The sequence below is a fragment of the uncultured Rhodoblastus sp. genome, from assembly GCF_903903185.1.
Lineage (GTDB): Bacteria > Pseudomonadota > Alphaproteobacteria > Rhizobiales > Beijerinckiaceae > Rhodoblastus.
In genome coordinates this window covers 24698-50494 of sequence record NZ_CAIUXT010000012.1, presented here as the reverse complement: position 1 = coordinate 50494, position 25797 = coordinate 24698, and the positions used below count along the sequence as shown (strand labels likewise).

General features: G+C 63.6%; 22 protein-coding genes. 14 read left to right on the top strand and 8 right to left on the bottom strand.

Annotation, left to right across the window (positions count from 1 at the left end; translation table 11 throughout):
- Positions 1-1370: bifunctional enoyl-CoA hydratase/phosphate acetyltransferase (locus tag QZY01_RS00680; protein ID WP_294532133.1), on the bottom strand; the 1370-nt coding region annotated here is incomplete at its 3' end.
- Between the two features lie 374 nt (positions 1371-1744).
- Here QZY01_RS00680 and QZY01_RS00675 point away from each other — a divergent pair.
- Positions 1745-3922: an autotransporter-associated beta strand repeat-containing protein gene (locus QZY01_RS00675; RefSeq protein WP_294532131.1), complete on the top strand. Its 2178-nt coding sequence runs from the start codon at positions 1745-1747 to the stop codon at positions 3920-3922.
- Between the two features lie 58 nt (positions 3923-3980).
- On the opposite strand, the gene QZY01_RS00670 is transcribed toward QZY01_RS00675, so the two are convergent.
- Both QZY01_RS00670 and QZY01_RS00665 read right to left on the bottom strand, forming a co-directional pair.
- Complete coding sequence (locus tag QZY01_RS00670) at positions 3981-5075, bottom strand: AAA family ATPase (protein WP_294532128.1); 1095 nt, start codon at positions 5073-5075, stop codon at positions 3981-3983.
- Positions 5076-5106: 31 nt separating this feature from the next.
- A complete protein-coding gene (locus QZY01_RS00665) occupies positions 5107-5628 on the bottom strand; it encodes a hypothetical protein (RefSeq protein WP_294532127.1) in 522 nt (173 codons plus the stop codon).
- Between the two features lie 243 nt (positions 5629-5871).
- Between QZY01_RS00665 and QZY01_RS00660 the strand changes: the two genes are divergently transcribed.
- Entirely contained in the window at positions 5872-6315 is a 444-nt protein-coding gene (locus tag QZY01_RS00660; RefSeq protein WP_294532125.1) for an organic hydroperoxide resistance protein, read from the top strand.
- A gap of 167 nt (positions 6316-6482) precedes the next feature.
- Here the strand turns inward: QZY01_RS00660 and rlmN are convergent, their stop codons facing one another.
- Complete coding sequence (gene rlmN / locus QZY01_RS00655; RefSeq protein ID WP_294532122.1) at positions 6483-7685, bottom strand: 23S rRNA (adenine(2503)-C(2))-methyltransferase RlmN; 1203 nt, start codon at positions 7683-7685, stop codon at positions 6483-6485.
- A 135-nt stretch (positions 7686-7820) separates the two neighbouring features.
- Between rlmN and QZY01_RS00650 the strand changes: the two genes are divergently transcribed.
- Positions 7821-8243, top strand: coding sequence for a DUF2809 domain-containing protein (locus QZY01_RS00650; RefSeq protein ID WP_294532120.1), 423 nt, complete (start codon positions 7821-7823; stop codon positions 8241-8243).
- Here QZY01_RS00650 and QZY01_RS00645 read toward each other — a convergent pair.
- Both QZY01_RS00645 and QZY01_RS00640 read right to left on the bottom strand, forming a co-directional pair.
- Positions 8223-8966 (bottom strand): tRNA-uridine aminocarboxypropyltransferase, encoded by a 744-nt coding sequence (locus tag QZY01_RS00645; protein WP_294532117.1) that lies wholly within the window; start codon positions 8964-8966, stop codon positions 8223-8225. The genes QZY01_RS00650 and QZY01_RS00645 overlap by 21 nt on opposite strands.
- A gap of 59 nt (positions 8967-9025) precedes the next feature.
- Complete coding sequence (locus tag QZY01_RS00640) at positions 9026-10129, bottom strand: alpha/beta fold hydrolase (RefSeq protein ID WP_294532115.1); 1104 nt, start codon at positions 10127-10129, stop codon at positions 9026-9028.
- Positions 10130-10436: 307 nt separating this feature from the next.
- Here QZY01_RS00640 and QZY01_RS00635 point away from each other — a divergent pair, with 307 nt between their 5' ends.
- From QZY01_RS00635 to QZY01_RS00610, 6 genes are all read left to right on the top strand, one after another.
- Positions 10437-11588, top strand: coding sequence for an ABC transporter substrate-binding protein (locus QZY01_RS00635; RefSeq protein WP_294532152.1), 1152 nt, complete (start codon positions 10437-10439; stop codon positions 11586-11588).
- Positions 11573-12571 (top strand): PQQ-dependent catabolism-associated beta-propeller protein, encoded by a 999-nt coding sequence (locus QZY01_RS00630; RefSeq protein WP_294532113.1) that lies wholly within the window; start codon positions 11573-11575, stop codon positions 12569-12571. Before QZY01_RS00635 ends, QZY01_RS00630 begins: the two co-directional genes overlap by 16 nt.
- The gene (locus QZY01_RS00625; protein WP_294532111.1) at positions 12568-13314 is read left to right on the top strand and encodes an ABC transporter ATP-binding protein; all 747 of its coding nucleotides are present in this window, start codon (positions 12568-12570) and stop codon (positions 13312-13314) included. The genes QZY01_RS00630 and QZY01_RS00625 overlap by 4 nt, the downstream gene beginning before the upstream one ends.
- A complete protein-coding gene (locus tag QZY01_RS00620; protein WP_294532107.1) occupies positions 13311-14156 on the top strand; it encodes an ABC transporter permease in 846 nt (281 codons plus the stop codon). Before QZY01_RS00625 ends, QZY01_RS00620 begins: the two co-directional genes overlap by 4 nt.
- A gap of 93 nt (positions 14157-14249) precedes the next feature.
- On the top strand, positions 14250-15020 hold the full coding sequence (tam, locus tag QZY01_RS00615; protein ID WP_294532104.1) for a trans-aconitate 2-methyltransferase: 771 nt from the start codon (positions 14250-14252) through the stop codon (positions 15018-15020).
- A 65-nt stretch (positions 15021-15085) separates the two neighbouring features.
- Positions 15086-15850: a transglycosylase SLT domain-containing protein gene (locus tag QZY01_RS00610; RefSeq protein WP_294532102.1), complete on the top strand. Its 765-nt coding sequence runs from the start codon at positions 15086-15088 to the stop codon at positions 15848-15850.
- A 554-nt stretch (positions 15851-16404) separates the two neighbouring features.
- Here QZY01_RS00610 and uvrB read toward each other — a convergent pair.
- Together uvrB and QZY01_RS00600 are read right to left on the bottom strand one after the other, a co-directional pair.
- Complete coding sequence (gene uvrB, locus QZY01_RS00605; protein WP_294532150.1) at positions 16405-18945, bottom strand: excinuclease ABC subunit UvrB; 2541 nt, start codon at positions 18943-18945, stop codon at positions 16405-16407.
- Positions 18946-19058: 113 nt separating this feature from the next.
- On the bottom strand, positions 19059-19610 hold the full coding sequence (locus tag QZY01_RS00600; RefSeq protein WP_294532099.1) for a hypothetical protein: 552 nt from the start codon (positions 19608-19610) through the stop codon (positions 19059-19061).
- A gap of 150 nt (positions 19611-19760) precedes the next feature.
- Here QZY01_RS00600 and QZY01_RS00595 point away from each other — a divergent pair, with 150 nt between their 5' ends.
- From QZY01_RS00595 to QZY01_RS00575, 5 genes are all read left to right on the top strand, one after another.
- On the top strand, positions 19761-21269 hold the full coding sequence (locus QZY01_RS00595) for a DUF1800 domain-containing protein (protein ID WP_294532096.1): 1509 nt from the start codon (positions 19761-19763) through the stop codon (positions 21267-21269).
- A complete protein-coding gene (locus tag QZY01_RS00590; protein WP_294532094.1) occupies positions 21266-22483 on the top strand; it encodes a DUF1501 domain-containing protein in 1218 nt (405 codons plus the stop codon). The genes QZY01_RS00595 and QZY01_RS00590 overlap by 4 nt, the downstream gene beginning before the upstream one ends.
- A 180-nt stretch (positions 22484-22663) precedes the next feature.
- Entirely contained in the window at positions 22664-23665 is a 1002-nt protein-coding gene (locus tag QZY01_RS00585; RefSeq protein ID WP_294532091.1) for a PEP-CTERM sorting domain-containing protein, read from the top strand.
- 243 nt (positions 23666-23908) lie between these two features.
- The gene (locus QZY01_RS00580) at positions 23909-24187 is read left to right on the top strand and encodes a hypothetical protein (RefSeq protein ID WP_294532088.1); all 279 of its coding nucleotides are present in this window, start codon (positions 23909-23911) and stop codon (positions 24185-24187) included.
- A gap of 392 nt (positions 24188-24579) precedes the next feature.
- A complete protein-coding gene (locus QZY01_RS00575) occupies positions 24580-25782 on the top strand; it encodes a pyridoxal phosphate-dependent aminotransferase (RefSeq protein WP_294532085.1) in 1203 nt (400 codons plus the stop codon).
- The last annotated feature ends 15 nt before the right edge of the window (positions 25783-25797 follow it).

Here is a 25797-nt window from a genome sequence, read left to right as displayed (position 1 = left end):
GCGCGGTCGTTGTCGGCTCGGCTGGTCAGAATCACCGGCGCCAGCGCGCCCACCACCAGCCCCGCCGCCTCGGCATGGGCGACGAAGGTCAGTTCCTTGGCCAGCATGTTGCCCGATTCCAGATTGGGCGCGATCAGCACATTGGCGTGGCCGGCGACCAGCGAGGTGATGCCCTTGGTGCGCGCCGCCTCCATGTCGATGGCGTTGTCCATCGCCAGGGGACCGTCAACCATGCCGCCGGTGATCTGGCCGCGCTCCGCCATTTTCGACAGGATCGCCGCGTCGAGCGTCGAGGGAATGTTCGGATTGACCACTTCCACCGCCGACAATATCCCGACCTTGGGGACCTCGAGGCCGCAGGCGCGCGCCAGATCGATGGCGTTCTGCACGATATCGACCTTGGTGACGAGATCGGGCGCGATATTGATCGCCGCGTCGGAAATGAAAAGCAATTCGTCGAGCGACGGCACATCGAGCACGAAGACATGGCTGATGCGGCCATGCCAGCGCAGGCCGCCGTCCTTCTTGACCACGGCGGCGAGCAGGTCGTCGGAATGAAGATCGCCCTTCATCACCGCGCTGGCGCCGCCCGCCAGCACCATGGCGACGGCCTTGTCGGCGGCGATGCGACGATTGAGTTCGGCGACGATTTTTATGCCCGACAGATCGGCGCCCAGTTCGGCGGCGGCCTTTTCGATGCGCTCGGGGTCGCCGATCAAAATCGGCTCGATCATGCCCTTTTCGGCCGAAAGCAGCGCGCCGCCGAGCGAATTATGGTCCTCCGGGCAGACCACCGCGACTTTGAGACGCGGCAATTGCGCCGCCAGCGCGATCAGATGGGCGAAATGATCCTTCTCGCCGAGGATCACCAAAGGCAATGCGCGCGCCGGAGTCTCGACATTCAACCGCGGCGCATCGACCACGGCAACGCCGTTGCAAACGAGCGCGCCCTGCGCATTGGAAACGACGGTGTCGAAAACGACGGCGGGCGCCTCGCGCTTCTCGCGGCAGGTGACCGTGACGCGCAGGCGGTCGCCGACATGGACGCGGCCGACGAATTCCAAGGTCTGGGAACGATAGAGCGTGCCGGGACCGGGCAGGAGATTGCCGAGCACGGAGGAAATGAGCGACCCGATCCACATCGAAGGGGCCACTGGCGGCGGCGCCGGTTGCTCGGAGGCGGGCGCGCCCTCGTCGGCCGGCAGCATCAAAGGATTGATGTTGCCGGAGACATGGGCGAACAGGAACAGGTCGCGCTCCGAACAGACGCGGTCCAGGAAAGCCGTGTCGCCGACCTGCAATTGCGACCAGGTTCGGTTCGAAATCGTCTTGTTGGCAACGCCATTGGTAAGATTCTTGGCCACGCTCATGCTTTTGCCTTTCGGCTCGAAGGTTTGCCACGAAAAGGGAATTGGTCATCGTCGAAGAAGTCAGCGCCGACATGGCGCTTCCGCGCGCGCCGCGCACCGATTAAAGCACAAATAAAACCTTTAATTCAATGCCTTAACTTGCAGATATGACGACGGAACGACCTTTAGGTTGGGCCAATATAGATGACCAGTGCGATTTTCGGCCCCGTGATCCGCGTCTAGATCATAGCTCCGCCCGTTCAGGTCCGGATGACGACAGCGATGGCTTATCGACCGCCGTCGGGCGCCGTCGCGATAATGTCAAAATTGTGTCGCAGCCCCGCAACATGACGCCCCTAAAAAAACGGCCAAGCTTTGAAAAGGGAGCCGATTGCATGACTGCCAGACCAATTTCCCATCTCGCCTTGATTGTCGCCGCAGGCCTTTGGGCTTCGCCCTCGCTGGCGCAAACGGCGATCAATCTGCAAGCGCTGCAAGGTCTCGTTCCTTTCGCGACCCTGCCCAATACCGCCGCCGGGCAGGCGGCGTTGAACGCCAACCTGTCCATTACCGCCGGGGTGCAGAACGGGACCGGCGGCCAGCCGCTGCTGCTCGGCTCTTTCGCCGCCCAGCAGGGACAGGCGCTCAAGGACGCGGTGCTGACCACCCCGAACGCCTACCAGCTCGCCGACGGCCTCGGCACAAAGCTTGCCGCCTCCTATCAGTCCCAGACCAGCTGGACCTTGAACAATTTCTCGCAGCAGGTGAATGTCTGGACGGGAATTTCCCCCTCCGTAAACAACCTCATCAATTATAGTTATTCGATCGCCGGATCGGATTCGAACGCCGGCAAATATTTTTTCGCCAACCTGACCACCAACGGCTCGGCCCCGGTCAACGCCGCCGCCCAGACGATCCTGAGCAACGCCGGCGGCCATACCAATGTCTTTGGCGTCTATGGCAATAACGGCCAGGCCGTCGCCGATGCCTACGGCAATTCCCGCCCCTTCCAGACGGTCCCCGGCGGCGTCACGATCTACAGCGGCGCGGATTATTTCGGCAATGCGTCGAGCAACCAGAATTACCTGACCGGCTCGCCGACCCCGGCCACGCTCTATGGCCAGAACCTGACCAACAGTCCCGCTTTTCCCTCGGGCCACACCACTTACGGCTATACCGAATCGCTGCTGCTCGCCCTGCTGGTTCCCGAGCGCTACCAGCAGATGGTCACGCGCGGCGCGGAATATGGCAACAGCCGCATCGTCATTGGCGGGCATTATGCGATGGACGTGATCGCCGGGCGCACGCTCTCCGCCTATGACCTTGCGCAGATGCTGGCGAACAACCCGACCTATCTGACCACGGTCACCTACTCCAACAGCAACAATGCGGGCACGACGACCGTCTCGCTCAATGCGGCGAACAATTATTCCAGCCTGTTCAATGCCGCGAAGGCCGACCTGACCGGCGCCCTTCAGGCGGGCTGTGGCGCTTCGGTCGCGTCTTGCGCTGGCCAGGACAGCGGCGTCTTCGCCAAATCCGCGACCAACAAGGCCTTCTATGAATCGACCCAGACCTACGGCCTGCCCGTCGTCAACCAGAACACCGCCAATGTCGTCGAAAACGTCAACGCCATCGCGCCGGAAGCGGGCAACCTGCTGGCGACGCGCTTTTCCTATCTGACCCAGGCGCAGCGCAACGACGTCCTGACCTCGACGGAAGGCCCCGGCGGCGGCTTCCTCGACAATGGCTCGGCCTTCGGCCTCTATTCGCGTCTCGACCTCTATAAGGCGGCGGGGGGTTATGGCGCCTTCGCCTCGACGGTCTCGGTCACCCAGAACGCGGCGCTTGGCGGCTTCAACGCCGCCGATACCTGGTCGAACGATATTTCCGGCCCCGGCGGCCTGACCAAGGACGGCACGGGCGCCCTGACCCTGTCGGGCGCCAACACCTATGCCGGGCCGACCACGGTCAACGGCGGCGCGCTGATCGTTTCCGGCTCCATCGTCTCGGCGACCAGCGTCAATGCCGGCGGCGCGCTGGCCGGAACCGGCGTCGTCGGTCCGGTCGTCAACCGCGGCGTGGTCGCGCCTGGCGACAGCGACGGCGCGCCGGGCATTCTCACCGTTAACGGGACTTATTTTCAGGGTTCCGATGGCGCGCTGGAAGAACTTTTCGCCGGATTGACGGCCGGGAAGGGCTACAGCCAGCTTGACGTCACCGGATTGGCGACGCTAGACGGCCTGCTCGACATCACGACGGCGTCCGGCTTCAGCCTGCAGGTGGGCGAGATCTTCACGATCCTGAAATTCGCAAGCCTGAAAGGCAATTTCGCCGGCCTCGACTTCAACGGCGCGGCCTGTTCGGTCCGCTTCGGTCGGTTCGCCTGCGCCGGCGACGTCTGGTTCAGCGAGCAGTTCTCCGCCGGCGCGCTCAACCTCGTCGTAGATCGCGTCGGCGGCGTCGGCGCCGTGCCGGAGCCCTCGACCTGGGCGCTGATGCTGCTCGGGTTCGGCGGCCTCGGCTTCGCCTCCCTTCGCAAGACGCGCAAGTCGAGCGCGGTCGCCGCCTGATCGCGAAAGCTGCTTGAACTTTGCGTAGGCTCCCGCTTCGGCGGGGGCCTTTTTGCCTTCACACCACCACTGTCAGGGTCTTGGCCGCGCGCGTGACGCCGGTATAGAGCCAGCGCTCGCGGTTCTCGCGAAAGGCCCAGCTCTCGTCGAACAGCACGACATGGTCCCATTGCGAGCCTTGCGCCTTGTGCACGGTCAAAGCGTAGCCAAAGTCGAATTCGTCGGATTCGCGCCGCTGCGCATAGGACAGGCTTTCTTCCCCGCCCTCGAAAAACGCCGGCAGCACCCCGACCCGGATCGGCTTTGCGCCCGAGGCGTCGTCTGCCGTGAGTGAAAAGCGGAAGCGGCGCTGGCGCAAGCCGAGCGACTTGGCGACCCGAAACACCGCGCCATTGAGCAGGCCCTTGGTCTTGTCGTTGCGCAGGCACACGAGTTTCTCGCCGACTTCCGGCATCAGTCCCTTGTAACCCAATAATTCGCGCAGCCTCTTGTTATAGGCGCGGCGCGTCTTGTTGAGGCCGACCAGCACCTGATCGGCGTTTTTCACCAGATCGGCATCGATGGCGTTGCGCGACACCACCCGCATGGCGCCATGATCGCCGATCTTCAGCCTTTCCCCGGCCCGCACGGTCATCGACAGTCGCACGATCGGGTTGTCCGCCGCCTGCCGATGCACTTGCGTCAGCATGATGTCGGGCTCGTGATCGGTGAAAAAACCGCCGCCCTTGACCGGCGGCAATTGCGCGGGATCGCCGAGCACAAGCACCTTCTTGCCGAACGACAGAAGGTCGCGGCCAAGCTCCGCATCGACCATCGAACATTCGTCGATGACGATCAGGCTGGCTTTCGACGCCGGACTGTCCTCGTTGAGAACAAAGCTCGGCTCCTCGCTGTCCGTATCTTTTGGGCGGTAGATCATCGAGTGGATGGTGCGCGCCTCGCCGCAGCCCTTCGAGCGCAACACCAGCGCCGCCTTGCCGGTATAGGCGCCGAACTGCACGTCGCCGTCGACATGTTCGGCAATATGCCGGGCGAGCGTGGTCTTGCCGGTGCCCGCATAGCCGAACAGGCGGAATATCTGCGGCGCGCCGGGCGCGGCGATCCATCCGGCCACGGCGCCCAGCGCCTGTTCCTGCTGCGCCGACCAGTCCATGATGTTCCTGTCTCGGGGCGAGCAATCGCGATCAGCGGGAGTCGCGGCGCGCCTGCGAAGCCTTGACCGCCTGCGACACGCTGCCGACCCGCTTGCCGGTGACGATCGGGCGCCGCCGCGAGACCGACACAGGGTTAAAGCCGGGGTTGGCGGTGTCGCCGGCGGCAGGATGGGTGGCGAAATTCGCCGCGCGGCGCAGCGCCAGCGCCTTGCGCGCCGCCTCGACATTGGCGTTGCGCGCCTCGATCTTGGCGCGGCGGTCCAGTTCGCCGTTGATGCGTTTGACCGCAGCGGCGAAAACCTGCTTGCGCTGTTTGGGACGCTCATAGGTTCCCGGAAAATTGCCGCCGCGCGGCTCCGCCTTGCCGCGCGCCGCGCGGCGGTTCTGCCTGGAGAATGTGGCTTCGCGTTCCTGCAGCGCGCGCAATTGCTTGCGGGCGTCGCGCAACGCATCGCTGCCGGCGTCGTAGATCGCGGGATGGTGGCTGAGCAGGACGATGGCGTATTCGTCGTGACTGACGAGGCTGCGTTCCGAGCGGCAGGATAGCGACATGGTTCATTCTCCTTGCGGCGCCCGAGCGGCAATTCCGGTTCACGACCAGCCACGACGGGTTGAGGCCGTCCGCCGGGCGTTCCCTGCCGCGCTTTGTTGCGGAGGCAGGCTTCAGAGCCGCATGATTCGTCCAGTCTAGCTCGATTCCAAAACGTCCGAAAGATCGCTTCCATCCGGCGATGGCGGAACCTCGACAGGCGCTGACGGGTTAAAGGAGGATCGGGAAAACCCGGGGAGCCTGTCATGACCGCCTATACGATCAAACCGCTCGAACACGCCATCGCCCATTCGACTGGCGGCCGCAATGGCCATTCCGAAACCGACGACGGATCGGTCAGCGTCGATCTTTCCGTGCGCAAAGGCATGGGCGGCCCCGGACGCCCCGGCACGACGACGCCCGAACATTTGTTCGCCGCCGGCTACGCCGCCTGTTTCGGCGGCGCGCTGGAATTCGTCGCCTCGCAGCACAAGGTCAAGCTGACCGATGCGACGGTGACGGCCAAGGTCTCGGTCGGGCCGCGCGAAGGCGGCGGGTTCGGGATCGCGGTCGAGATGAAAGTGGCGTCGCCGACGCTCCCGACCGCCGAATTGCGCAAACTGGTCGAAGAGGCGCATGAGAACGTCTGCCCCTACAGCCACGCCACGCGCGGCAACATCCCGTTTCATCTGGAGGTGGTGGGGGCGTGAGGAATCCTTCGTCCCCAAACCCTCATGGTGAGGAGCGCCCGCTGGGCGCTTCTCACCAAGGGCAGCGGCCGAAACCTGCTAAACATCGCGGCGGGAACGTCGTGGCCAACGACTCCCTCGCCCTTCGAGACGCCTGCTAATGCAGGCTCCTCAGGGTGAGGGGATTGTTATAGTTCCGCCGCCAGCCGCGCTCTGGCGCGCAGCTTTTCCGTCTCGCTCTTGAGTTGGCCGCAGGCGGCGAGAATGTCGCGGCCGCGCGGGGTGCGCACCGGGCTGGCGTAGCCGGCGTTGAACACAATGTCGGAAAATTTCTCGATCGTCTCCCAGTCCGAACATTCGTAAGGCGCGCCGGGCCAGGGATTGAACGGGATCAGGTTGATCTTGGCCGGAACGCCCTTGAGCAGGCGCACCAGTTCGCGCGCCTCGGCTGGAGAATCGTTGATGCCCTTGAGCATCACATATTCGAAGGTGATCCGCCTTGCATTCGACGCGCCGGGATAGTCGCGGCAGGCCTGCATCAACTCTTTTATCGGATATTTCCGGTTGAGCGGCACCAGTTTATTGCGCAATTCGTCGCGCACCGCATGGAGCGAAATGGCGAGCGCCGCGCCCGATTCCGCGCCGAGCCGCTCGATCTCCGGCACGACGCCCGAGGTCGAAACCGTAATGCGGCGCTTCGACAGCGACAACCCGTCGCCATCGGACAATATATCGACGGCGTCGCGGACATTTTCAAAATTATAGAGCGGCTCGCCCATGCCCATGAAGACGATGTTGGACACCGCGCGCACGCCCTCGCCCGAGGGAATCATCCCATTGTCCGGCGGCGTCAGGCCGGGGAAATCGCCGAGCATTTCGCGCGCCACCACCAGTTGCGCAACGATTTCCTGTGTTGTCAGGTTGCGCACCAGCTTTTGCGTGCCGGTATGGCAGAACGCGCAGTTAAGCGTGCAGCCGACCTGGCTCGACACGCAAAGCGTACCGCGGTCGCTTTCGGGAATATAGACGCATTCGACTTCGGCGCCCTTATCGAGCGCATCGACCGGGGCCATGCGGATCAGCCATTTGCGTGTGCCGTCCACGGAAACCTGCTCCTCGACCACCTGCGGGCGCGCGAGTGAATAATGTTCGGCCAATTTCTGCCGCATGACTTTCGAGACATTGAGCATGACGTCGAAATTCCGCGCGCCCTGAAAATAAATCCAGTGCCAGAGCTGCGCCACGCGCATGCGGATTTCGCGTTCGGGCGTATCGATGGCGCGCAAGGCCTCGGCCATTCCGGCGCGGGTCAGGCCCAGCAGCGACGGTTTGGCGTTCAGGTCGGTCGTCTGGACCAAGCCCTGCGGCGCGGCCTCGAATGCCAGCGACATGCGGCGTCCTTCAATGTCGGGGAAAGCGGAGAAAACCTTTAGCATAGTTCGCCGGACCGGAAAACCAACGGGATTTCCCGCGAAATCCCCGCCTTCTCGTCTTGCACAAAACCTGTTTTTTGGCGACACAGGGCGATGATTCTCGCGTCCCTGCCCGCCAAACGCCTCCTCCTTGCGCTCGCCGTCATCGCCGGCGGGGCCTGGCTGCGTCTCCATGGATCGTCCCACCATATCCCGGCTTCTTACATCCACTATGGCTATTGGGCCTTGTGGGCCGCGCTGGTCTATTTCCTGGTCGCGCTGTTGTTGCGCTCGCGTCCGCAAAACCAGATCCTGTTCGTCGCCGCGCTGGTCTGCGTTCTGGTCGAGGTCTCGAAACTCAGCCATACGCCGGCGCTCGACGTGTTTCGCCTGACGCCGGTCGGCGCCTGGCTGCTCGGAAAAGTCTTTTCCTACTGGAACTTTCTCGCCTATGGCGCGGGTCTCGCGGCGGCCTTCGGCCTCGACGCCCTGTTCGCGGGAAACTTTATTAAAAAATCACGCGGCCGGCGGCGCTGATTTCGGCTTTTTGAGGCGCCGGGGCGCGCGCCGTTTGCCTGAGGGTTTCGGCTGGCCGATCAGGCCTTGCGCCAGAGCCGCCCTGTATTTGTCGAGCAATCGGGCGAAAACCACGCTCAAGGATTTTTCGATTTCCGGCTTGCGGTCGAGCCGCGCCAGCGTCAAGCCCGCCGCCTCGATGGTCGAGAGCGCTTCGCGGCGGGGTTCGCGGCGCAACTTTCCATAAAGCGAAGGATTTTGGGGGTTCAGCGCGAGACGGCGCCCCTTGAGCACCCAGGCGTTGCGCCACCACAAGGTCTTGGCCTGCGCCCAGGAGCCGTCGAAAATCACCACGCCCTTGATCCCGGCCAGCGCCTTGTCCTGATCGGGAACCGGAGCGCCCTTCTTGTCGAGCACCACCACTTCGCGGTCGCGCGGCAGGTCGGCGGTTGCGGCGCCCAGATGCAGCACCGCCCATTCGGCCGGATCGGCCTCGCGCCCGAGCGCCTTGGACAGGCTCGGCCAGGACAGGCCGATCCTGAGCGTCGAATTTTTGAGCGCGACATGGGCGAGCCGCGCCGTGCCAAGCTCGCGGTCCTGCTCCTGAGGATGCTGCAGGATCAACAGGGCCGTGCGGGTCTGCAACGGTTCGACGGACTCGCAGATACAGAGAAATTCCGGCTTGGCGCAATGCGCGCAGAGCACGGGTTCGGGCGCGGGCGAGGCCGCTTCGGGTTCGGACAAGGAAAAATCCTGAAAGAGAAACAGCGCTCTATATAGCGATAAAACCTGCAAAAGCCATTTTACGGCGCCGCCAGCCAGTCCACCACGTCCGGCCAGAGCTCTTGCAACGACTGCGCGCCAACGAACAGCGACAAATGGCCGCAGGGCGCGGTTTTTCGCCGGATCGCCGGGCGCGGCGTCCCGACCAGCCGGGCGCAGGAAAAAGTCTGTTCGGGCGCCGTCACCTCGTCGTCGCGCGCCGCGATCAGATAGATCGGATGGCGCACTTCTCTGAGATCGATGGTCTTGCCGAGCGCAACGAATTGGCCGCGCGCCAGTTCGTTGCGTTTGTAGAATTTTTCGACCACTTCGAGGTAATAGGCGCCCGGCAGGTCGAGAACGTGGGCGCTCCAGGCGCGAAAAGCTTCAACCTTGGCGTGAAATTGCGGCGAATCGGGCGGCGACTCGCTTTGCAGCCATTGGTGAATCCGCTCAAGGTTCTGCATTTCGAAGCGCCAGAATCGCATCGCCTGCCCTCCCCGCGCGAGACCTTCGCCGAGTCGGACGAGTTCGCGAAAGCTCTCGATCGGCGTCGAGCGCGCCAGCGCGGAAAGCCGCGACTCGCCGGCCTCGATGTCGATGGGCGCCGCCGCGAGAACCAGTTTGCCGGCTTTTTCAGGGAAACGCGCGGCATAGATCAGGCTGAGCCAGCCGCCCTGGCAAAGGCCGACGAAATCCGCCGCGCCGCCGATCTCATCGACGAATATATTGAGATCGGAAAGAAAATCGTCGATGCCCCGCTGGCTTTGCGCCGGTTTGGCCGAAAGCCAGTCCACCAGATAGAGCGGCGCCGCGCCCGCACCAAGCGTCGCCATCAGGCTGTGGCCCTCGCAAAGATCCGCAATCCGCGCATCATGCAGCGCGAAGGGCGCGCAGACCACCACCGGCCGCCGCCCGCTTTGGACCGCCGCGACGGAAAATCGCCGCAATCTGGCCGCGGCAAGCTCCAGCACGATGTTGTTTGGCGTGGCCCAGACCGGTTCGGGCGGCGGCGCCGGCGCGGCGGCAGGCGGCGAAAAGGCGCCGAGCATCCGCCGGGCCACGGCGGCGCCGGCTTCGGCGGCCAACAGACCGGGCCAAAGAAGTTTCATCCACTCGGCGTCGAAATCGGTTTTTTGGGCCATCGGCCAGTTTCACCCCAAAGGACGTCTTGGAAAGGCTGATGAGGATTTGAGCCTATCCCTTCCGCAACCTCCGCGCATTGATCGAAACACAATTGTTATAAGGCGCCGGGATGGAAAGATTGCGGCGGAGGCGCCGGAACGGCTAGACTTTCCTGTCGCTAGGGCTAAATCATGGAACGGCAAGCGGCAGAGCCGCCGGGGAGGCGCCTTGGTGAATGGACGACGGTTTTCCGGGCGCTGTCTGGCAATCGGCCTGCTGTTCGCACTTGCCAATGGGGCCGCGCCGTCGCGCGCGGCGCAATCGCCCGTGGCCGAAACGCCTTTGGCGGAATCCGCCGCGCAACAGAAAATCGTCATCGGCTATCTGCGCCGCGCGGAAAAAGGCTCGGCCATTTCGCGCCTGCTCGTCCCCGCCGAAAACGACGGCGAGGCCGGGGCGCAGATCGGCGTGGACGACGACGCCGTCACCGGGGAATTTCTGGGCCAGTCCTATGCGCTGGTCTCGCGCCGGCTGAAAACAGGCGAGGACGCCGCCGCCGCACTGGCCGACCTGGCCGGACAGGGCGCCAGCTTCATTCTCGCCGACCTGCCGGCCGAAGCCTTGCTCAAGGCCGCCGACAGCCCGGCGGGCGCGAAGGCGCTGATCTTCAACATCGGCGCTCCCGACGACTTCTTGCGCGAGGAATCCTGCCGACTCAATATCGTCCACGTCGCGCCGACGCGTTCGATGTTGGCCGACGCCCTCGCGCAATATCTGGTGTGGAGACAATGGCGCAAATGGTTTCTGGTCGTGGGCTCGCATCCGCGCGACCGCCTGTGGGCCGAAGCGCTCCAACGCTCGGCGGCGCGTCTGGGGGCCAAAATCGTCGAGGAGCGGGTTTACGAGGATCGCGGCGGCGCGCGGCGCTCGGACAGCGGCGTCACCCAGGTGCAGAGGGAAATGCCCGCCTTCACCCAAGGCGCGCCGGCCCATGACGTTCTGGTCGCGGCGGATGAGAGCGCGGTGTTCGCCGAATATCTGCCCTATCGGAACTGGGACCCGCGCCCCGTCGCCGGTTCCGCCGGCCTTGTCCCGGCGAGTTGGGACGCCTCCAACGAGAATTGGGGCGCGACCCAGTTGCAGCAGCGCTTCGAGCGCAGGTTCTTTCGCCCGATGAGCCCGCTCGACATGAACGGCTGGACGGCGGCGCGCATGATCGGCGAGGCCGCCTCGCATGGCGCGGCGAGCGACCCGGCCAGCTTGCGCGCCCATCTGCTGTCGCCCGATTTCGCTCTGGCCGCCTTCAAGGGCCGGAAACTGACCCTGCGCGACTGGAACCTGCAATTGCGCCAGCCCATCCTGCTGTCGGACGGGCGCAATGTGGTTTCGCTTTCGCCGCAGGATGGATTCATGCATCAATTCTCCGAACTGGACACGCTCGGAACCGATCGACCGGAGTCGAAATGCCGTCTGAAATAAATTTTCGTTCAATCCTCTGGCGCGCACTCCTGCTTGCGGCGCTGTCCGCCGCCCCGGCGCGCGCCGATCTGGCCTTCATCACCAACGAAAAGGGCAATAGCGTCACCGTGCTCGACACCGAAACGCTGAGCGTGAAGAAAACCATTGCCGTCGGCCAGCGCCCGCGCGGCCTCGTCGCCAGCCCGGACGGCGGGACCCTTTATGTGGCGCTCGGCGACGACGACAAGATCGCGACGATCGACCCGCAAAGCCTGACCGTCACCGGTGATTTTCCCGCCGGGCGCGACCCCGAGCGGATCGACATTTCGCCCGACGGCAAGACCCTGTTCGTCACCAATGAGGACAGCAATTACCTGAGCTTCATCGATCTGGCGACGAAGAACCCGCTAGGCTCCGTGCGGGTCGGCGTCGAGCCGGAAGGCCTCGCCGTCAGCCCGGACGGCAAACTCGTCGTCGCCACGACCGAGACCACCAACATGGCGCATTTCGTCGATGTCGAAAAACGTAAAGTCTTGGCCAATGTGCTGGTGGACGCGCGGCCGCGCATGGCCGCCTTCACCCCGGACGGCAGGGAAGTATGGGTCTCGGCGGAGATCGGCGGCAATGTCGTCATCCTCGATGCGGCGACGCGCAAGATCATCGACAGGGTCAGGTTCGAGGTTCCCGGCCTCAAAGCTGAAAACATTCAGCCGGTGGGGATCAATATTTCACGCGACGGCAAGCTCGCCTTCGTCGCACTCGGCCCGGCCAATCGCGTGGCGGCGGTCGATGTTAAAACCCGACAAGTGCTGAAAATCCTGCTGGTCGGCCAGCGCGTCTGGCACGCCGCATTCACGCCCGACGACAAATTTCTGCTGACGACCAATGGCGTTTCCAACGACGTCTCGGTGATCGACGTCGCGGCGCTGAAAGTAGTCAAATCGGTGCAGGTCGGCGAGGCGCCCTGGGATTTGGTCATCTTGCGCGGAGCGACGAAGCCATGACCCCGGCGCTCGAAATCCGCCATGTCAGCCACAGCTATGGCCCCCGCAAAGCCCTCGACGACGTCGGCTTCACCGTCGCGCCCGGCGCCTTCAGCGTGCTGCTCGGCCTCAATGGCGCCGGCAAAAGCACTTTATTCTCGCTGATCACCCGGCTGTTCGCGCTGCAACAGGGGTCGATAAGCCTGTTCGGCCGCGACCTGTCGCACCATCCGGGCGCGGCGCTGGCGCAACTCGGCGTGGTGTTCCAGGCGCGCACGCTCGATCTCGACCTGTCGCTGGCGCAGAATTTCTACTACCACGCCGCCCTGCACGGCATCGGCAAGGCCGAGGCGACGGCGCGCGCGAAGGAGCTTCTGGCGGCGGTCGAATTGTCCGACCGCGCCAACGACAAGGCGCGCGATCTTTCCGGCGGCCAGATGCGGCGCGTCGAAATCGCCCGCGCGCTGCTGCATCGCCCGCGCCTGCTGGTGCTGGATGAGCCGACGGTGGGCCTCGACATTGGCGCGCGCGCCGGCATTTTGCGGCTGGTGCGCGGCTTGATCGCGAGCGAGGGCATGAGCGTGCTGTGGGCGACCCATCTGACCGACGAGGTGGACAGCGGCGACGATGTCGTCGTGCTGCACAAGGGCGTGTTGCGCGCGGCGGGCGCGCTGGTCGATCTTCTGGCCCAGACGGGCGCATCGGACGTCAAATCGGCCTTTCTCGCCCTGACCGCCGAGCCTTCGCCGGGGATCGCCGCGTGACCGCAACCTTCCCCCCGCCCCGGCGCCTGACTCCCAAAGCCTGGTTGATCTGCCTCAAGGGCATTGTCTGGCGCGAGAGCCTGCGCTTCCTGCATCAGCGCGAACGCTTCGTCTCGGCGCTGGTGCGGCCGCTGGTCTGGCTGTTCATCTTCGCCGCCGGCTTTCGCCAGGTGCTCGGCATTTCGATCATTCCGCCCTACGACACCTATATCTTGTACGACGTCTACATCACCCCCGGCCTGATGGCGATGATCCAGCTGTTCAACGGCATGCAATCCTCGCTGTCGATGGTCTACGACCGCGAAATGGGCAATATGCGGGTGCTGCTGCTGAGCCCCTTCCCGCGCTGGTTCCTGCTGTTCGGCAAGCTGATCGCCGGAACCTTCGTCTCGGTGCTTCAGGTCTACGCCTATCTCGCCATCGCCTGGTTCTGGGACATCCGGCCGCCGCCGCTCGGCTATCTTACCGTGCTGCCGGCGCTGATCCTTGTCGGGCTGATGCTCGGCGCGCTCGGCATGCTGCTGTCGTCGCTGATCCGGCAACTCGAGAATTTCGCCGGGGTGATGAATTTCGTCATCTTCCCGATGTTCTTCGCCTCATCGGCGCTTTATCCGCTGTGGCGGGTCAGGGAGGGGAGCCCCTGGCTTTACCTGGTCTGCCAGTTCAACCCCTTCACCCATGCGGTCGAACTGATCCGCTTCGCCCTTTACGGACAGTTGAACGGACTGGCCCTGGCGGTGACGGCGGGCTGCGCAAGCCTGTTCATGCTGGCCGCGATTATCGCCTATGACCCGTCGCGCGGGCTGATGGCGCTGCGCGGCGCGCCCGGCGCCCGGGCGTGAGGAGGTTTTTCTTCGTGCGTGGAATAGTTGATTAAATTACTAGACAAATCATCCGCCGGCGGCAAGGATGGGTGGAGCGGCTAAGAATCGACCATGTCCGACTGGAACAGCGAACTTTATCTCAAATTCGAGCGCGAGCGCGGACAAGCGGCGCGCGATCTGTTGTCGCGGATACCCCCGCTCGCGCCGCGCAAGATCGTCGATCTCGGCTGCGGGCCGGGCAATAGCGCGGCGATGCTGGCGCTTTATTTTCGCGGCGCCGAGATTTTCGGCGTGGACACGTCGGAAAACATGCTGGCGGCGGCGCGCCAGCGCCTGCCAGCCGCGCATTTCATCCACCAGGACCTCGCCGTTTGGGCGCCGGCCGAACCGGTCGATCTGATCTTCGCCAATGCGGCTTTGCATTTCGCGCCGGATCACGAAAAACTGCTGGCGCGGCTGATGGGCTTTCTCTCGCCGGGCGGGGTTCTGGCGGTGCAAATGCCCAATGTGCTGCAGGATGCCGCGCATGCGCTGATGCGTATGGTGTCGGTGGACGGGCCCTGGGCGGACAAGCTGGCGCCGGTGGCGAAAAGCCGCGCCCTGATAGGTTCGCTCGACGATTATTACGCCTGGACCTCGCCCTTCGCCCGCATGGTCGAATTGTGGCAGACGACCTATGTCCATCCGCTCGACGGGCCGGAGGCGATCGTCGACTGGTTCGAAGGCTCGGCGCTGCGGCCGTTTCTGGAAAAGCTGACCGAGCAGGAGAGCGCCGGTTTTCTCGCGCAATACCGGCGGGAACTGGAAATGGCCTATACGCCGCAGGACGACGGCAAGGTGCTTCTGCACTACCCGCGCCTGTTCATCATGGCGCAAAGGTGAGCGGCCAGAGGCGAGCGGCTTGCCCCCGCCTTGCCAAAACCGTTTTTTCGCGGCAAAAACGCGACATGAGCAACCCTTCGCAGCGCCTCATGTTCGTCGCCCTGATCTGGGCCAACCTCGTCCCGGCCCAGGCGGCGGCGGCGAAACATCCGCCGAAGCACCCGCCCTTGCCGCCGGCGCGGCCGGTCTTTCCCGACGACGAAATTCTGGCGCGCGACGCAGCCGGGACAGCGCCCGATTCGGTCCAGCCGCAAGCGCAGTCGCCCGTCGCCCGGCTGGACGACGCCCGCGAAGTCGCCGAACGCCCGCCCGCCGCCGCCGCTCCCACCGCGCGGGCCTATCTGGAACAGGAGCAGGTTCCCGGCTTCGTGCTGGCCGAACAGGCCGGACTGGCCGAACTCACCCGCAAATATGCGCGCAAGCACGGCGTGCCGCTGGCCCTGCTCCATCGCATCATCATGCGCGAAAGCCGCTATCATCCCCATCTGGTCAATCGGTCCTATTATGGCCTGATGCAGATCACCCCGGCGACGGCGCGCTCGATGGGCTATCACGGCGCGCCGAGCGGCCTGCTCGATCCCGAGACCAACCTCGCCTTCGCCTCGCCCTATCTCGCCAACGCCTGGGCGCTGGCCGGGGGCGACATGGACCGCGCGGTGCGGCTTTACGCCTCGGGCTATTACTATACGGCGAAGAGCAAGGGCATGCTGGGCCTGATGCGCAACGCCGAGTCGCCGCCGGTGAAGGCCGAAGCCGTCGCCGCCGCCCCGCCGCCGCCGCCAAGGCCGGCGAATATCTTCGAGAACATTTTTGGCGGCGCGCCCCAGTAAATCTAAAAATCTATTTAAATCAACATTTTATATCTGTAAAAAACAAATATTAAAGCCAACGCTTAAGCTTTCTTTCACGAAAAAAGCCTGTCAATAGCGGAAACTACTGAAGAAATTTTTTTGACACCCGCATCAATCGGAATTTATAAGCCATTATTGCGCCACCGCATGGTGAACGGCGCTGTTCGGCCAAGCTTTCTGGTCTTCCTGACGTTGCCGCCGGTCAAGGCAACGAACTAATGTTGAACATCATGGGTGACGCAGGGTTTCCGTCCTTGGGTTCAAGGCGGGTTTCGCGCGGGCGCAAATGCAACCTTCGGGTTGTAATTGCGGTTCTCGCGCGGACCTTGAGACGCCCTTGAGACGCTCTTTGGGGGTTGGGGGTTTTTGGGGGCGTCTTGAGGGTGTCTTGAGGGAAGTTTCGGAGGAAGTTTCGCCGGCCGCGGGCGCCGCCCCGCTGCCCGCGACTTGGTCCGATCCGGCTTGACCGTTCCGCGCGTTCGAAAGCCGCCCCCCGGGCGGCTTTCGTCATTTCAAGACCGGTCCTCGACGCCCTACCTCCTGCGCCCCTTGTGCCGCCAGCTTGCGCCTTTGGGCCGCGCCTCGCCGCCGCCGAGATTATGCGGCCCCATGTCGGCGTCGGTTGGCTTCCGCACGCGCGTCGGCAGATTGGCGGCGTCGCCATATTTCTTCTCGCCGCGAAAGCCGCCGCCGCCGGCCTCGACATCGCTCTGGCGCGCCAGCGGATCGTCCGACAGCGTCAGTTCGACCGACTGCAACCGCCGGATCTCGTCGCGCATCCGCGCCGCCGTCTCAAAATCGAGGTCGGCCGCCGCCGCGCGCATCTTCTTTTCGAGATCGGCGACATTAGCCTGAAAATTATGCCCAATGCCCGGCGCCGCCAGCCCGGCGTCCACTGTCACATGATCCTGCTCGTAAACCGAGCCTAAAATATCCTGGATGCCGCGCTTGATGCTGGCCGGTGTGATGCCGTGTTCCGCGTTCCACGCCACCTGCTTTTCGCGACGGCGCCTGGTCTCGCCCATCGCGCGCTCCATCGAGCCGGTGATCTTGTCGGCGTAGAGGATGACCTTGCCATCGATATTGCGCGCGGCGCGGCCGATGGTCTGCACCAGAGAGGTCTCGCTGCGCAGAAAACCTTCCTTGTCGGCGTCGAGAATGGCGACCAGCGCGCATTCGGGAATATCGAGTCCTTCGCGCAGAAGATTGATGCCGACCAGCACGTCGAAAGCGCCAAGGCGCAGGTCGCGGATGATTTCGATGCGCTCGATCGTGTCGATGTCGGAATGCATGTAGCGCACGCGCACGCCGTTCTCGTGCAGATATTCGGTCAGATCTTCGGCCATGCGCTTGGTCAGCACCGTCACCAGCGAACGATAGCCTTTTTGCGCCATTTCGCGCGCCTCGCCGAGCAGGTCGTCCACCTGGCTGCGCGCCGGGCGTACTTCGACCGGCGGGTCGATCAGGCCGGTCGGGCGGATCACCTGTTCGACGAAGACGCCACCGGTCTGGTTCATTTCCCACGAACCCGGCGTCGCCGAAACATTCACCGTCTGCGGCCGCATCGCCTCCCATTCCTCGAAGCGCAGCGGGCGGTTGTCGAGACAGGAGGGCAGCCGGAAGCCGTATTCGGCGAGCGTCGCCTTGCGGCGAAAATCGCCCTTATACATGCCGCCGATCTGCGGCACGGTGACATGGCTTTCGTCGGTGAAGACGAGGGCGTTGTCGGGCAGATATTCGAACAGGGTCGGCGGCGGCTCGCCGGGGCGCCGTCCGGTCAGATAGCGCGAATAATTCTCGATGCCGGCGCAGGAACCCGTAGCCTGCAACATTTCGAGATCGAACAAGGTGCGCTGCTCCAGCCTCTGGGCTTCGAGCAGCCGCCCGGAGGCGTTGAACTCTTCGAGCCGCTGGCGCAATTCGGCTTTGATGCTCGATGTCGCCTGCAACAACGTTGGACGCGGCGTGACATAATGCGAATTGGCGTAGATCTTGATGAGTTCGAGGTCCTGCGTCTTCTTGCCGGTCAGCGGATCGAACTCGGCGAGCGATTCCACTTCGTCGCCGAAAAAGCTTATGCGCCACGCGCGGTCCTCGTAATGGGCGGGAAAGACTTCGACCGTATCGCCGCGAACCCGGAAGGCGCCGCGCGCAAAATCCGGGGTGCGCTTGTATTGCAGATCGACGAGATCCTTGAGCAATTGCCGCTGGTCGAGCTTTTCGCCGAGATTTACCGAAAAGGTCATGGCGGTATAGGTTTCGACCGAGCCTATGCCATAGATGCAGGACACCGAAGCGACGATGATGACGTCGTCGCGCTCCAAGAGCGCGCGGGTGGCGGCATGGCGCATCCGGTCGATCTGTTCGTTGATCGAGGATTCCTTCTCGATGAACGTGTCCGTGCGCGGCACATAGGCTTCCGGCTGGTAGTAATCGTAATAGGAGACGAAATATTCCACCGCGTTATGCGGAAAAAAGCTCTTGAATTCGCCGTAGAGCTGGGCGGCCAGCGTCTTGTTGGGCGCCAGAATCAGCGCCGGTCGCTGGGTGCGGGCAATGACCTGCGCCATCGTAAAAGTCTTGCCGGAGCCGGTGACGCCGAGCAGCACCTGATCGCGTTCGCCCGCCGCGACGCCCGCGACCAGTTCGTCGATGGCGTGGGGTTGGTCGCCTTCCGGCTGGTATTCGGAAACCAGTTCGAAACGGACGCCGCCTTCCGATTTTTCCGGCCGTTCCGGGCGATGCGGCCTCCAGACCTGCGCGGCGCGGAAATTGGGATCGCCGGTTTCGAGCAATTTTTCCAGGATTTCCGCCGTCGCGCCGGAGCCCAGCGTCATGTTTTCGCGCTGCGGAGCGCGGCGGCGCGGCTTTTCGCGCTGCATCGGCGGCTCCTGGCCGAGGCCGAGCCGCAAGGCCTCCCGGTCGTCCAAGGACTCGGGGAGAAAGGGCGAGGCGGCCTCTTCAAAGCCCTGACCGACGAGGGCCGGATTGAGCAGCGCGGCCAGGTGATCGCCGAGCGGCAGCACTTCGGGTCTGGCGGCCTTGCCGCCGCGTGAAGAAGGTTTTTTCGCCATGGCGGCAATATGGGACGGCGAAGCCGTCAAGGAAAGGGCGAAACCGCCTGGAGCCTGTTCCGATCCGATTGAATCGGATCGGGGCTCCAGGTTCTTGTTTTTACACGTTTTCTTCACGCGAACCGGGTTCCGCTTCGCTTGCAAACGCTCTGGCGTCCGGCCAGCAGCCGGTAAAGCAGCGCCGCGCCGGCGCCGGAAAGGGCGTCAACTTCATAGCCAAGTTCGGTGTCGCCCAGACCGATCCGCGCGGCGGCAAAGGACAGGCCGAGGCCGAGCAGCGCTCCGGTCAGGGCGAAGGCGGCGAAGCCGTGCAGGCGCGCGAGCGCGCAGAATTTTTGCGTCAGCCAAAGATTGGCGGCGAGATTGGAGCCGACGGAAAGAATCGACCCGGCCAGCTCGAGCGGCTCGCGCGACTCGCCGGCCAAAGCGAAGGCGGCGACGACGCCGGTGACCGCAAGGCTGGCGACGAGGGCGGCGGGCCGCGACCAGGGTGCGATTTCGGTCGATGAAATCGCCGCTGTTTCGACGGCAGGCGCCTCGCCCGCCTCGAACAGCAGGGCGCGCTGCGCCGGCGTCAGGCTCGGCGCCAAATTTGGCGCGCGCGCCGAGGGCGCCGAAATTTTCGCGGGCCGGCCACGGCGGCCGAAAGGAAGTTTTCCGTTCATGCCGTCATTTTGCCAGCGAGTGGTTCAAAAAGATTTGCAAGGACGATCGGCGAACCGCTGGAGTCGCCATTCCGCCGCATTTTGTTGGGACCGTGTTAATATGGAGCATGATCCAGTCGTCGCTTCTACAAAAACAGCGAAATAAATCCGATGCCGCCGAAAGATGAAAAATCCGGCTTCGTCGCCCTGACCCGTTTCGGACTCGGTCCACGCGGAGATGGCGGCCTCGCCGACGCGTCATCCGACCCGCGCGGCTTCCTCCTCGCCGAACTGGAGCAGCCCGGCGCCGCCCTGGTCGCCGAGTTCGACCTGCCCGACAGCGGCTCCGTCTATCAGGCGCAGATCGAACAGAAGAAGGTGAACGATATCGCGAAACAGGCGCAGCAGCAGCAGATGGCCGCCCAGATAGCCAATGCCGCCGCCACGGCGCCCATGGCGCCCCAAAACACGATGGCGCCCACGGCGCCCCCGAACATGATGGCGCCGGCGGCGCCCCAGAACGCGATGGAGGCGGTGCGCGCCGCCCGCAACGCGTCGCTTAGACCCGGTCCGACGTTTGACTTCCTGGGCGCCGACGTGGAAGCGAGGGTCAAGCGCGCCTGTAACGCCCGCGCCGGGCTCGTCGAACGGCTGGTCGCCTTCTGGTCCAACCATTTCGCCATCGCCACGGCCAAGGGCGGCTATTTCTATCACATGGTCGGCGCTTTCGAGCGCGAGACGATCCGTCCTCATGTGTTCGGCAAATTCGCCGACATGCTGGTCGCTGTGGAAAGCCACCCGGCGATGATATTTTACCTCGACAATCAGCAAAGCATCGGGCGGAATTCATGGATGGGCGTCAGACAAAGGCGTGGCCTCAACGAGAATCTCGGTCGCGAAATCCTTGAGCTGCACACGCTCGGCGTCAATGGCGGCTATCGTCAGGACGACGTCATCGCCCTTTCGAACATGCTCACCGGCTGGCGTTACGCCGACCGCAACGGCCTTCAAAGCCCGCTCGGCTCTTTCATGTTCGACGTCGGCGTCCACGAACCCGCCCCGCAACTATTACTCGGCGTCGAATATCCGCAAGGGGGAGAGAACCAGGCGAAGGACGCCCTGCTCGCTCTCGCCCGCCGTCCGGAGACCGCGCGCCATATCGCGTTCAAACTGGCGCGGCATTTCATCGCCGACCAGCCGCCGCCGGCCCTGGTCGATCGCTTGAGCCAGACTTTTATCAAGACGAAGGGCGATCTCCGCGCCATGACCATCGCCTTGATCGATTCGCCCGAAGCCTTTGCCGCCCCGGCGACAAAAATGCGCACGCCCTGGGAGTTCAGCATCGGCAGCGCCCGACTTTTCGCCCGCGCGCCCATCGATATCCGCCAGGTGACTAGTTCCTTGAACCTGCTCGGTCAGCCGCTGTGGAACCCGCCCGGCCCCAACGGCTTCCCCGACGAGGCCGCCGCCTGGATCTCTTCGCAAGGCTTGAAACTGCGCCTCGACCTCGCGGCGCAATGGACCAAACGCCTGAAGGACCCGCCCGACCCGCGCGAATTGCTCGACGTCGCCTTCGGCGCCGCCGCCTCCCCGGAAACGCGGCTGACCGTATCGCGCGCCGAAACCAGGGCCCAGGGCCTCGCGCTGCTCCTCATGTCGCCGGAGGCGCAAAGAAGATGAGCTTTTCGGTCAATCGCCGCCGCCTCCTCGCCGGCTCCGCCAGTCTCGCCTTCGCCGCGACGATCCCCACATGGGCGAGCGCGGCGACGCGCGACCCGCGCCTGATCGTCATCCTCCTGCGCGGGGGGCTCGATGGGCTGGCCACTGTCGCGCCGGTCGGCGATCCCGATTTCGAGCGCCAGCGCGGCGGGCTTGCGTTGAAAATCAGCGGCGACAGGCCGGCTCTCCCCCTCGACTCGCTGTTCGCGCTGAACCCGGCCATGCCGACCTTCAAGACGCTCTATGACGCAAAACAGGCCCTGTTCGTCCAGGCCGTCTGCATACCCTATCGCGACCGTTCGCATTTCGACGGACAGGACGTGCTGGAAAGCGGCCAGCCGGCTCCCGGCCGCGTCAACGACGGTTGGCTCAACCGCTTTTTGGCCTCCCTGCCCGGAAGAGGCGACCGCGCCTCCGGCGAAGGGCTAAGCATCGCGCCGACAACGCCGCTGATTATGCGCGGCGCCGCGCCCGTGCTCGGCTGGTGGCCGCAAAACATCGGCCCGGCCTCGGACGATCTCGTCAATCGCCTGATGGACCTTTATGGCCAACGCGATGCGGCCCTGCAAAAGGCGCTGGCGGAGAGCCTGCGCGTCGAGGCGCTGGCGCGCATGGGAGGCAGGAACGGCGACCGGCAGGTGAAGGGCGCCGCCGCTTTGCCGCCCGCCATGCGGCAGATGGTGCAAGGCGCGTGGCGGCTCATGCGCCAGCCGGAGGGACCGCGAATCGCTGCAATGTACTTCGACGGATGGGATACCCACGCCAATGAAGGTCCGTCCGGCGGCAGGCTGGCGCAACTGCTCGGCGGACTCGACGGCGCGCTGGACGAGTTGCGCGCCGGGCTCGGCGACATCTGGGATTCGACGGTCGTGGTCATGATCACCGAATTCGGCCGCACCGTGCGCATCAACGGCACGGCGGGGGCCGATCACGGCGTCGGAACCGTGGCTTTACTGGCGGGCGGCGCGGTCAAGGGCGGACGCGGGATTTACGACTGGCCGGGGCTGGCGGATTCCAAACTCTACCAGAACCGCGACCTCGCGCCGACCACCGATCTGCGCGCCGTGCTCAAGGGCATTCTGGCCGAACATTTCGAGGCGCCGGCGGGGCTCCTGGGAACGACGATTTTTCCCGACAGCGCTGCGGTGAAACCGATCGCGGGGCTGGTGGCGTGAGGTTACGGAAGAAGCGCCAAAGGATGGCGAGTTACTTCGGATTGCGGGCATAGGCTGAAGGTCTGGTTCGGGACGGAGAACGGACCGGGACAGGACGGCAGGGTTCCCGAGGCGACGTCGGTCAACATTGCCGACCGTATTTTTCATGTATTCGCAAATTCGAGGCAAGGCGTTTGCAAAATGCAATTCGCGCACGAACGATTTTGGATTGCACAAACTCTTCCGGGAGCCAAGCCACAAAAAATCCTAATAAAATCATATATTTATAAATTTCCGAGCCAATCGCCGCGCATGGCGCCGACCTTGCGGAACATCATCAACACCGCAGTGGACTCCTTGATCGCGGGAACCTCTCAGACAAAATCAAACGATTGGCGGCTTGAAATGAAACGTCTAATTTTTGCGGCTGCAACAGCGCTTCTGTCGCCGCTGACGGCCCAAGCGGCGGCAATCGACCTGTCACGGCTGACTCTTAATGGGGGCGCCACGGCGACAGCCAACGAACTGACTTTGATCGATGGCCAGACCAATATGGCAAGCAGCGCCTTCATGGCGGCTGTTCCTACGCCCAGCCAGTTTTCGGGCTCGTTCGACTTCACGCTGAGCCAGTACAAATGGTATTCTACCCCATCTGATGGTCTTTCGTTCATGATTCAGAACGATCCGCATGGCGCCGAAGCCGGAGGCAATACCAGCAACGGCGGCGGATCGATCGGAACCTACGGAATCCAGAATGCAGTCGGCATCGGGTTCCAGAGCTATATCAATAATCATGCGACGATTTTTTCGTCGAGCAATAGCCCCTATGCTGGAACGCAACCTCTCGGCAATTTCAATCTAGGCTCGCAATCCGTCGACAGGGTGCATGTAGAATTCAATTATGCCAACGACAAATTGAGCTATTCGGCGCTCAACAGCACCACGGGGCAATCCGTCAAGGGCAACAGCATCTTTGACATCGGAAAGCTTGGACCGGAGGTCTTCATCGGTTTTACTGGTGGCTCGGGCGCCTGGACTTCCGTCGAAACCGTTTCGAACTTCCAAATCAGCACGGTCGCCGGAGTTCCGGAACCCGCGACCTGGGCGATGATGGGGCTCGGCTTCGCTGGTCTCGGTTTCCTCGGCTATCGCCGGAACAAGACGGCATCCGCCGCAGGTCCGATCACGGCGCCGACGCTGTGATCGATGTCACACCTGCGCGAGCGCCGTCAGTGCTATCAAACGAATAACGGCGGCGCAAACAGGTCAAGTGGTTGGCGTGGCCGAGATCAGGAAAAACGCAAGAAAGTCACAGCCGATTTAGACGGCGGCCGGCGCACTTCGGATGGCGGCGTGATGCTGCTTTCCATGACGTTGCTGTAGCAATCCAGAGCAATTACATGTGGACGCATCTACGGCGCCCGACTTGAGGATGGAGGAAAAGACATGAGGCAATCAGCGCCGTTGAATCGTTTATTCCTGGTCACTGGCCTGTTGGGCGGCCTGGCGATGCTTGCTTATCAGCCGGCCCCGCCGGCCAAGGTCGCAGCGCCGAAGCCCGTCGCCGCGCAGGTGGTTCCCGTGTTGCTGATCGATAGGGAGCCCCGGGCGACTGCGGGCGCCGGGACGGGACGCATCGGACAATTTGTCCACCGCGATCCGCCCGACCATTGCTTCGGGCCGCACTCGCAGGCGAACGCAGAGCAGCGCTTGCAGTGCGGCTGATCAGATCAGCGCCAGGATTGAGGACCGCAATAAAATCTATTAACCGCGATTGTCCGTGAGTGAGCTTCTTTCCGCCGTGGGTCTTTTGCAAGAGGGAATTATCGTTACGGGCCACGGTTTCCTTTGGAGGGCCTCCGCTCGCCGCATCACGGGAACGACTGCTTCTGCCTTATGACGAGCCGATCACGGCAACGACCGAGCGTCTCAAATGAGCCGATTCCCGCCAATACCAATAGCGCGAAGCCGCCGACTTCGGCGTTTGCTCCTTCCTCCAGACAAGCGCGGGCATGACGGCGTTGTTTAGCTGCGTTCAGAGCCTGAAAATTCCACCTTCCCTTTTTCCCTCCCCGCATTAAGGTCGCGCGGAAAATTGCCGCTGTTCAGGACAAGAAATGGCTTTCATCGCCGACGCGCTTTCCCGGGTAAAACCTTCCGCCACCATTGCCGTGACGCAGAAGGCGCGCGAGTTGAAGGCGCAGGGGCGCGAGATCGTCAGCCTGTCGGTCGGCGAGCCAGATTTCGACACGCCGGACAATATCAAGGAGGCGGCGATCGACGCCATCCGGCGCGGCGAGACCAAATATGGCCCGGTCGCCGGCATAGCGCCGCTGCGCGAGGCCATCGCCAGGAAATTCCGGCGCGAGAACGGGCTCGATTACAAGCCCGCGCAATGCATTGTCGGCACGGGCGGCAAGCAGATATTGTTCAACGCCCTGATGGCCAGCCTCAATCCCGGCGATGAAGTCATCGTCTCGGCGCCTTATTGGGTGTCCTATCCGGAAATCGTCGCGCTGTGCGGCGGCGAGACGGTCATCGTCGCGACACGCGCCGAACAGGCCTACAAGCTGCAACCGGAAGCGCTGGAACGGGCGATCACGCCGCGCACCAAATGGCTGATTCTCAATTCGCCTTCGAACCCTTCGGGCGCCGCCTATAGCGAGGCCGAACTCAAGGCGCTGACCGATGTGCTGCTGCGCCATCCGCAGGTGTGGATTTTGACGGACGACATTTACGAACATCTCGTCTACGGCGATTTCGTCTACAAAACCTTGGCACAGGTCGAGCCGGCCCTTTACGAGCGCACGCTGACGATGAATGGCGTCTCCAAGGCCTATGCCATGACCGGTTGGCGCATCGGCTATGCGGGCGGGCCGGAACAGCTGATCAAGGCGATGGACATGATCCAGGGCCAGCAGACCTCGGGCGCCTGTTCGATTGCGCAATGGGCGGCGGTCGAGGCCCTTAATGGACCGCAGGATTTCATCGCATCGAGCCGCAAAATCTTCGAGGAAAGGCGCGATCTCGTCGTCTCCATGCTCAACCAGGCCAGCCATCTGTCCGTTCATCGCCCGGAAGGCGCTTTTTACGTCTATCCCTCCTGTGCGGAAACCATCGGCCGGACGTCCGCCGGTGGCAGGAAAATCGCCAGCGATGTCGATTTCGTCACGGCCTTGCTCGAAGAACAGGGCGTGGCGGTCGTGCAGGGCTCGGCCTTCGGCATGGGGCCGAATTTCCGCGTCAGCTACGCCACCTCCAATGCGGCGCTCGAAAAAGCCTGCGCGAAAATCCAGGATTTTTGTGCTTCACTGAAATGAAACCTGCATCGGGAG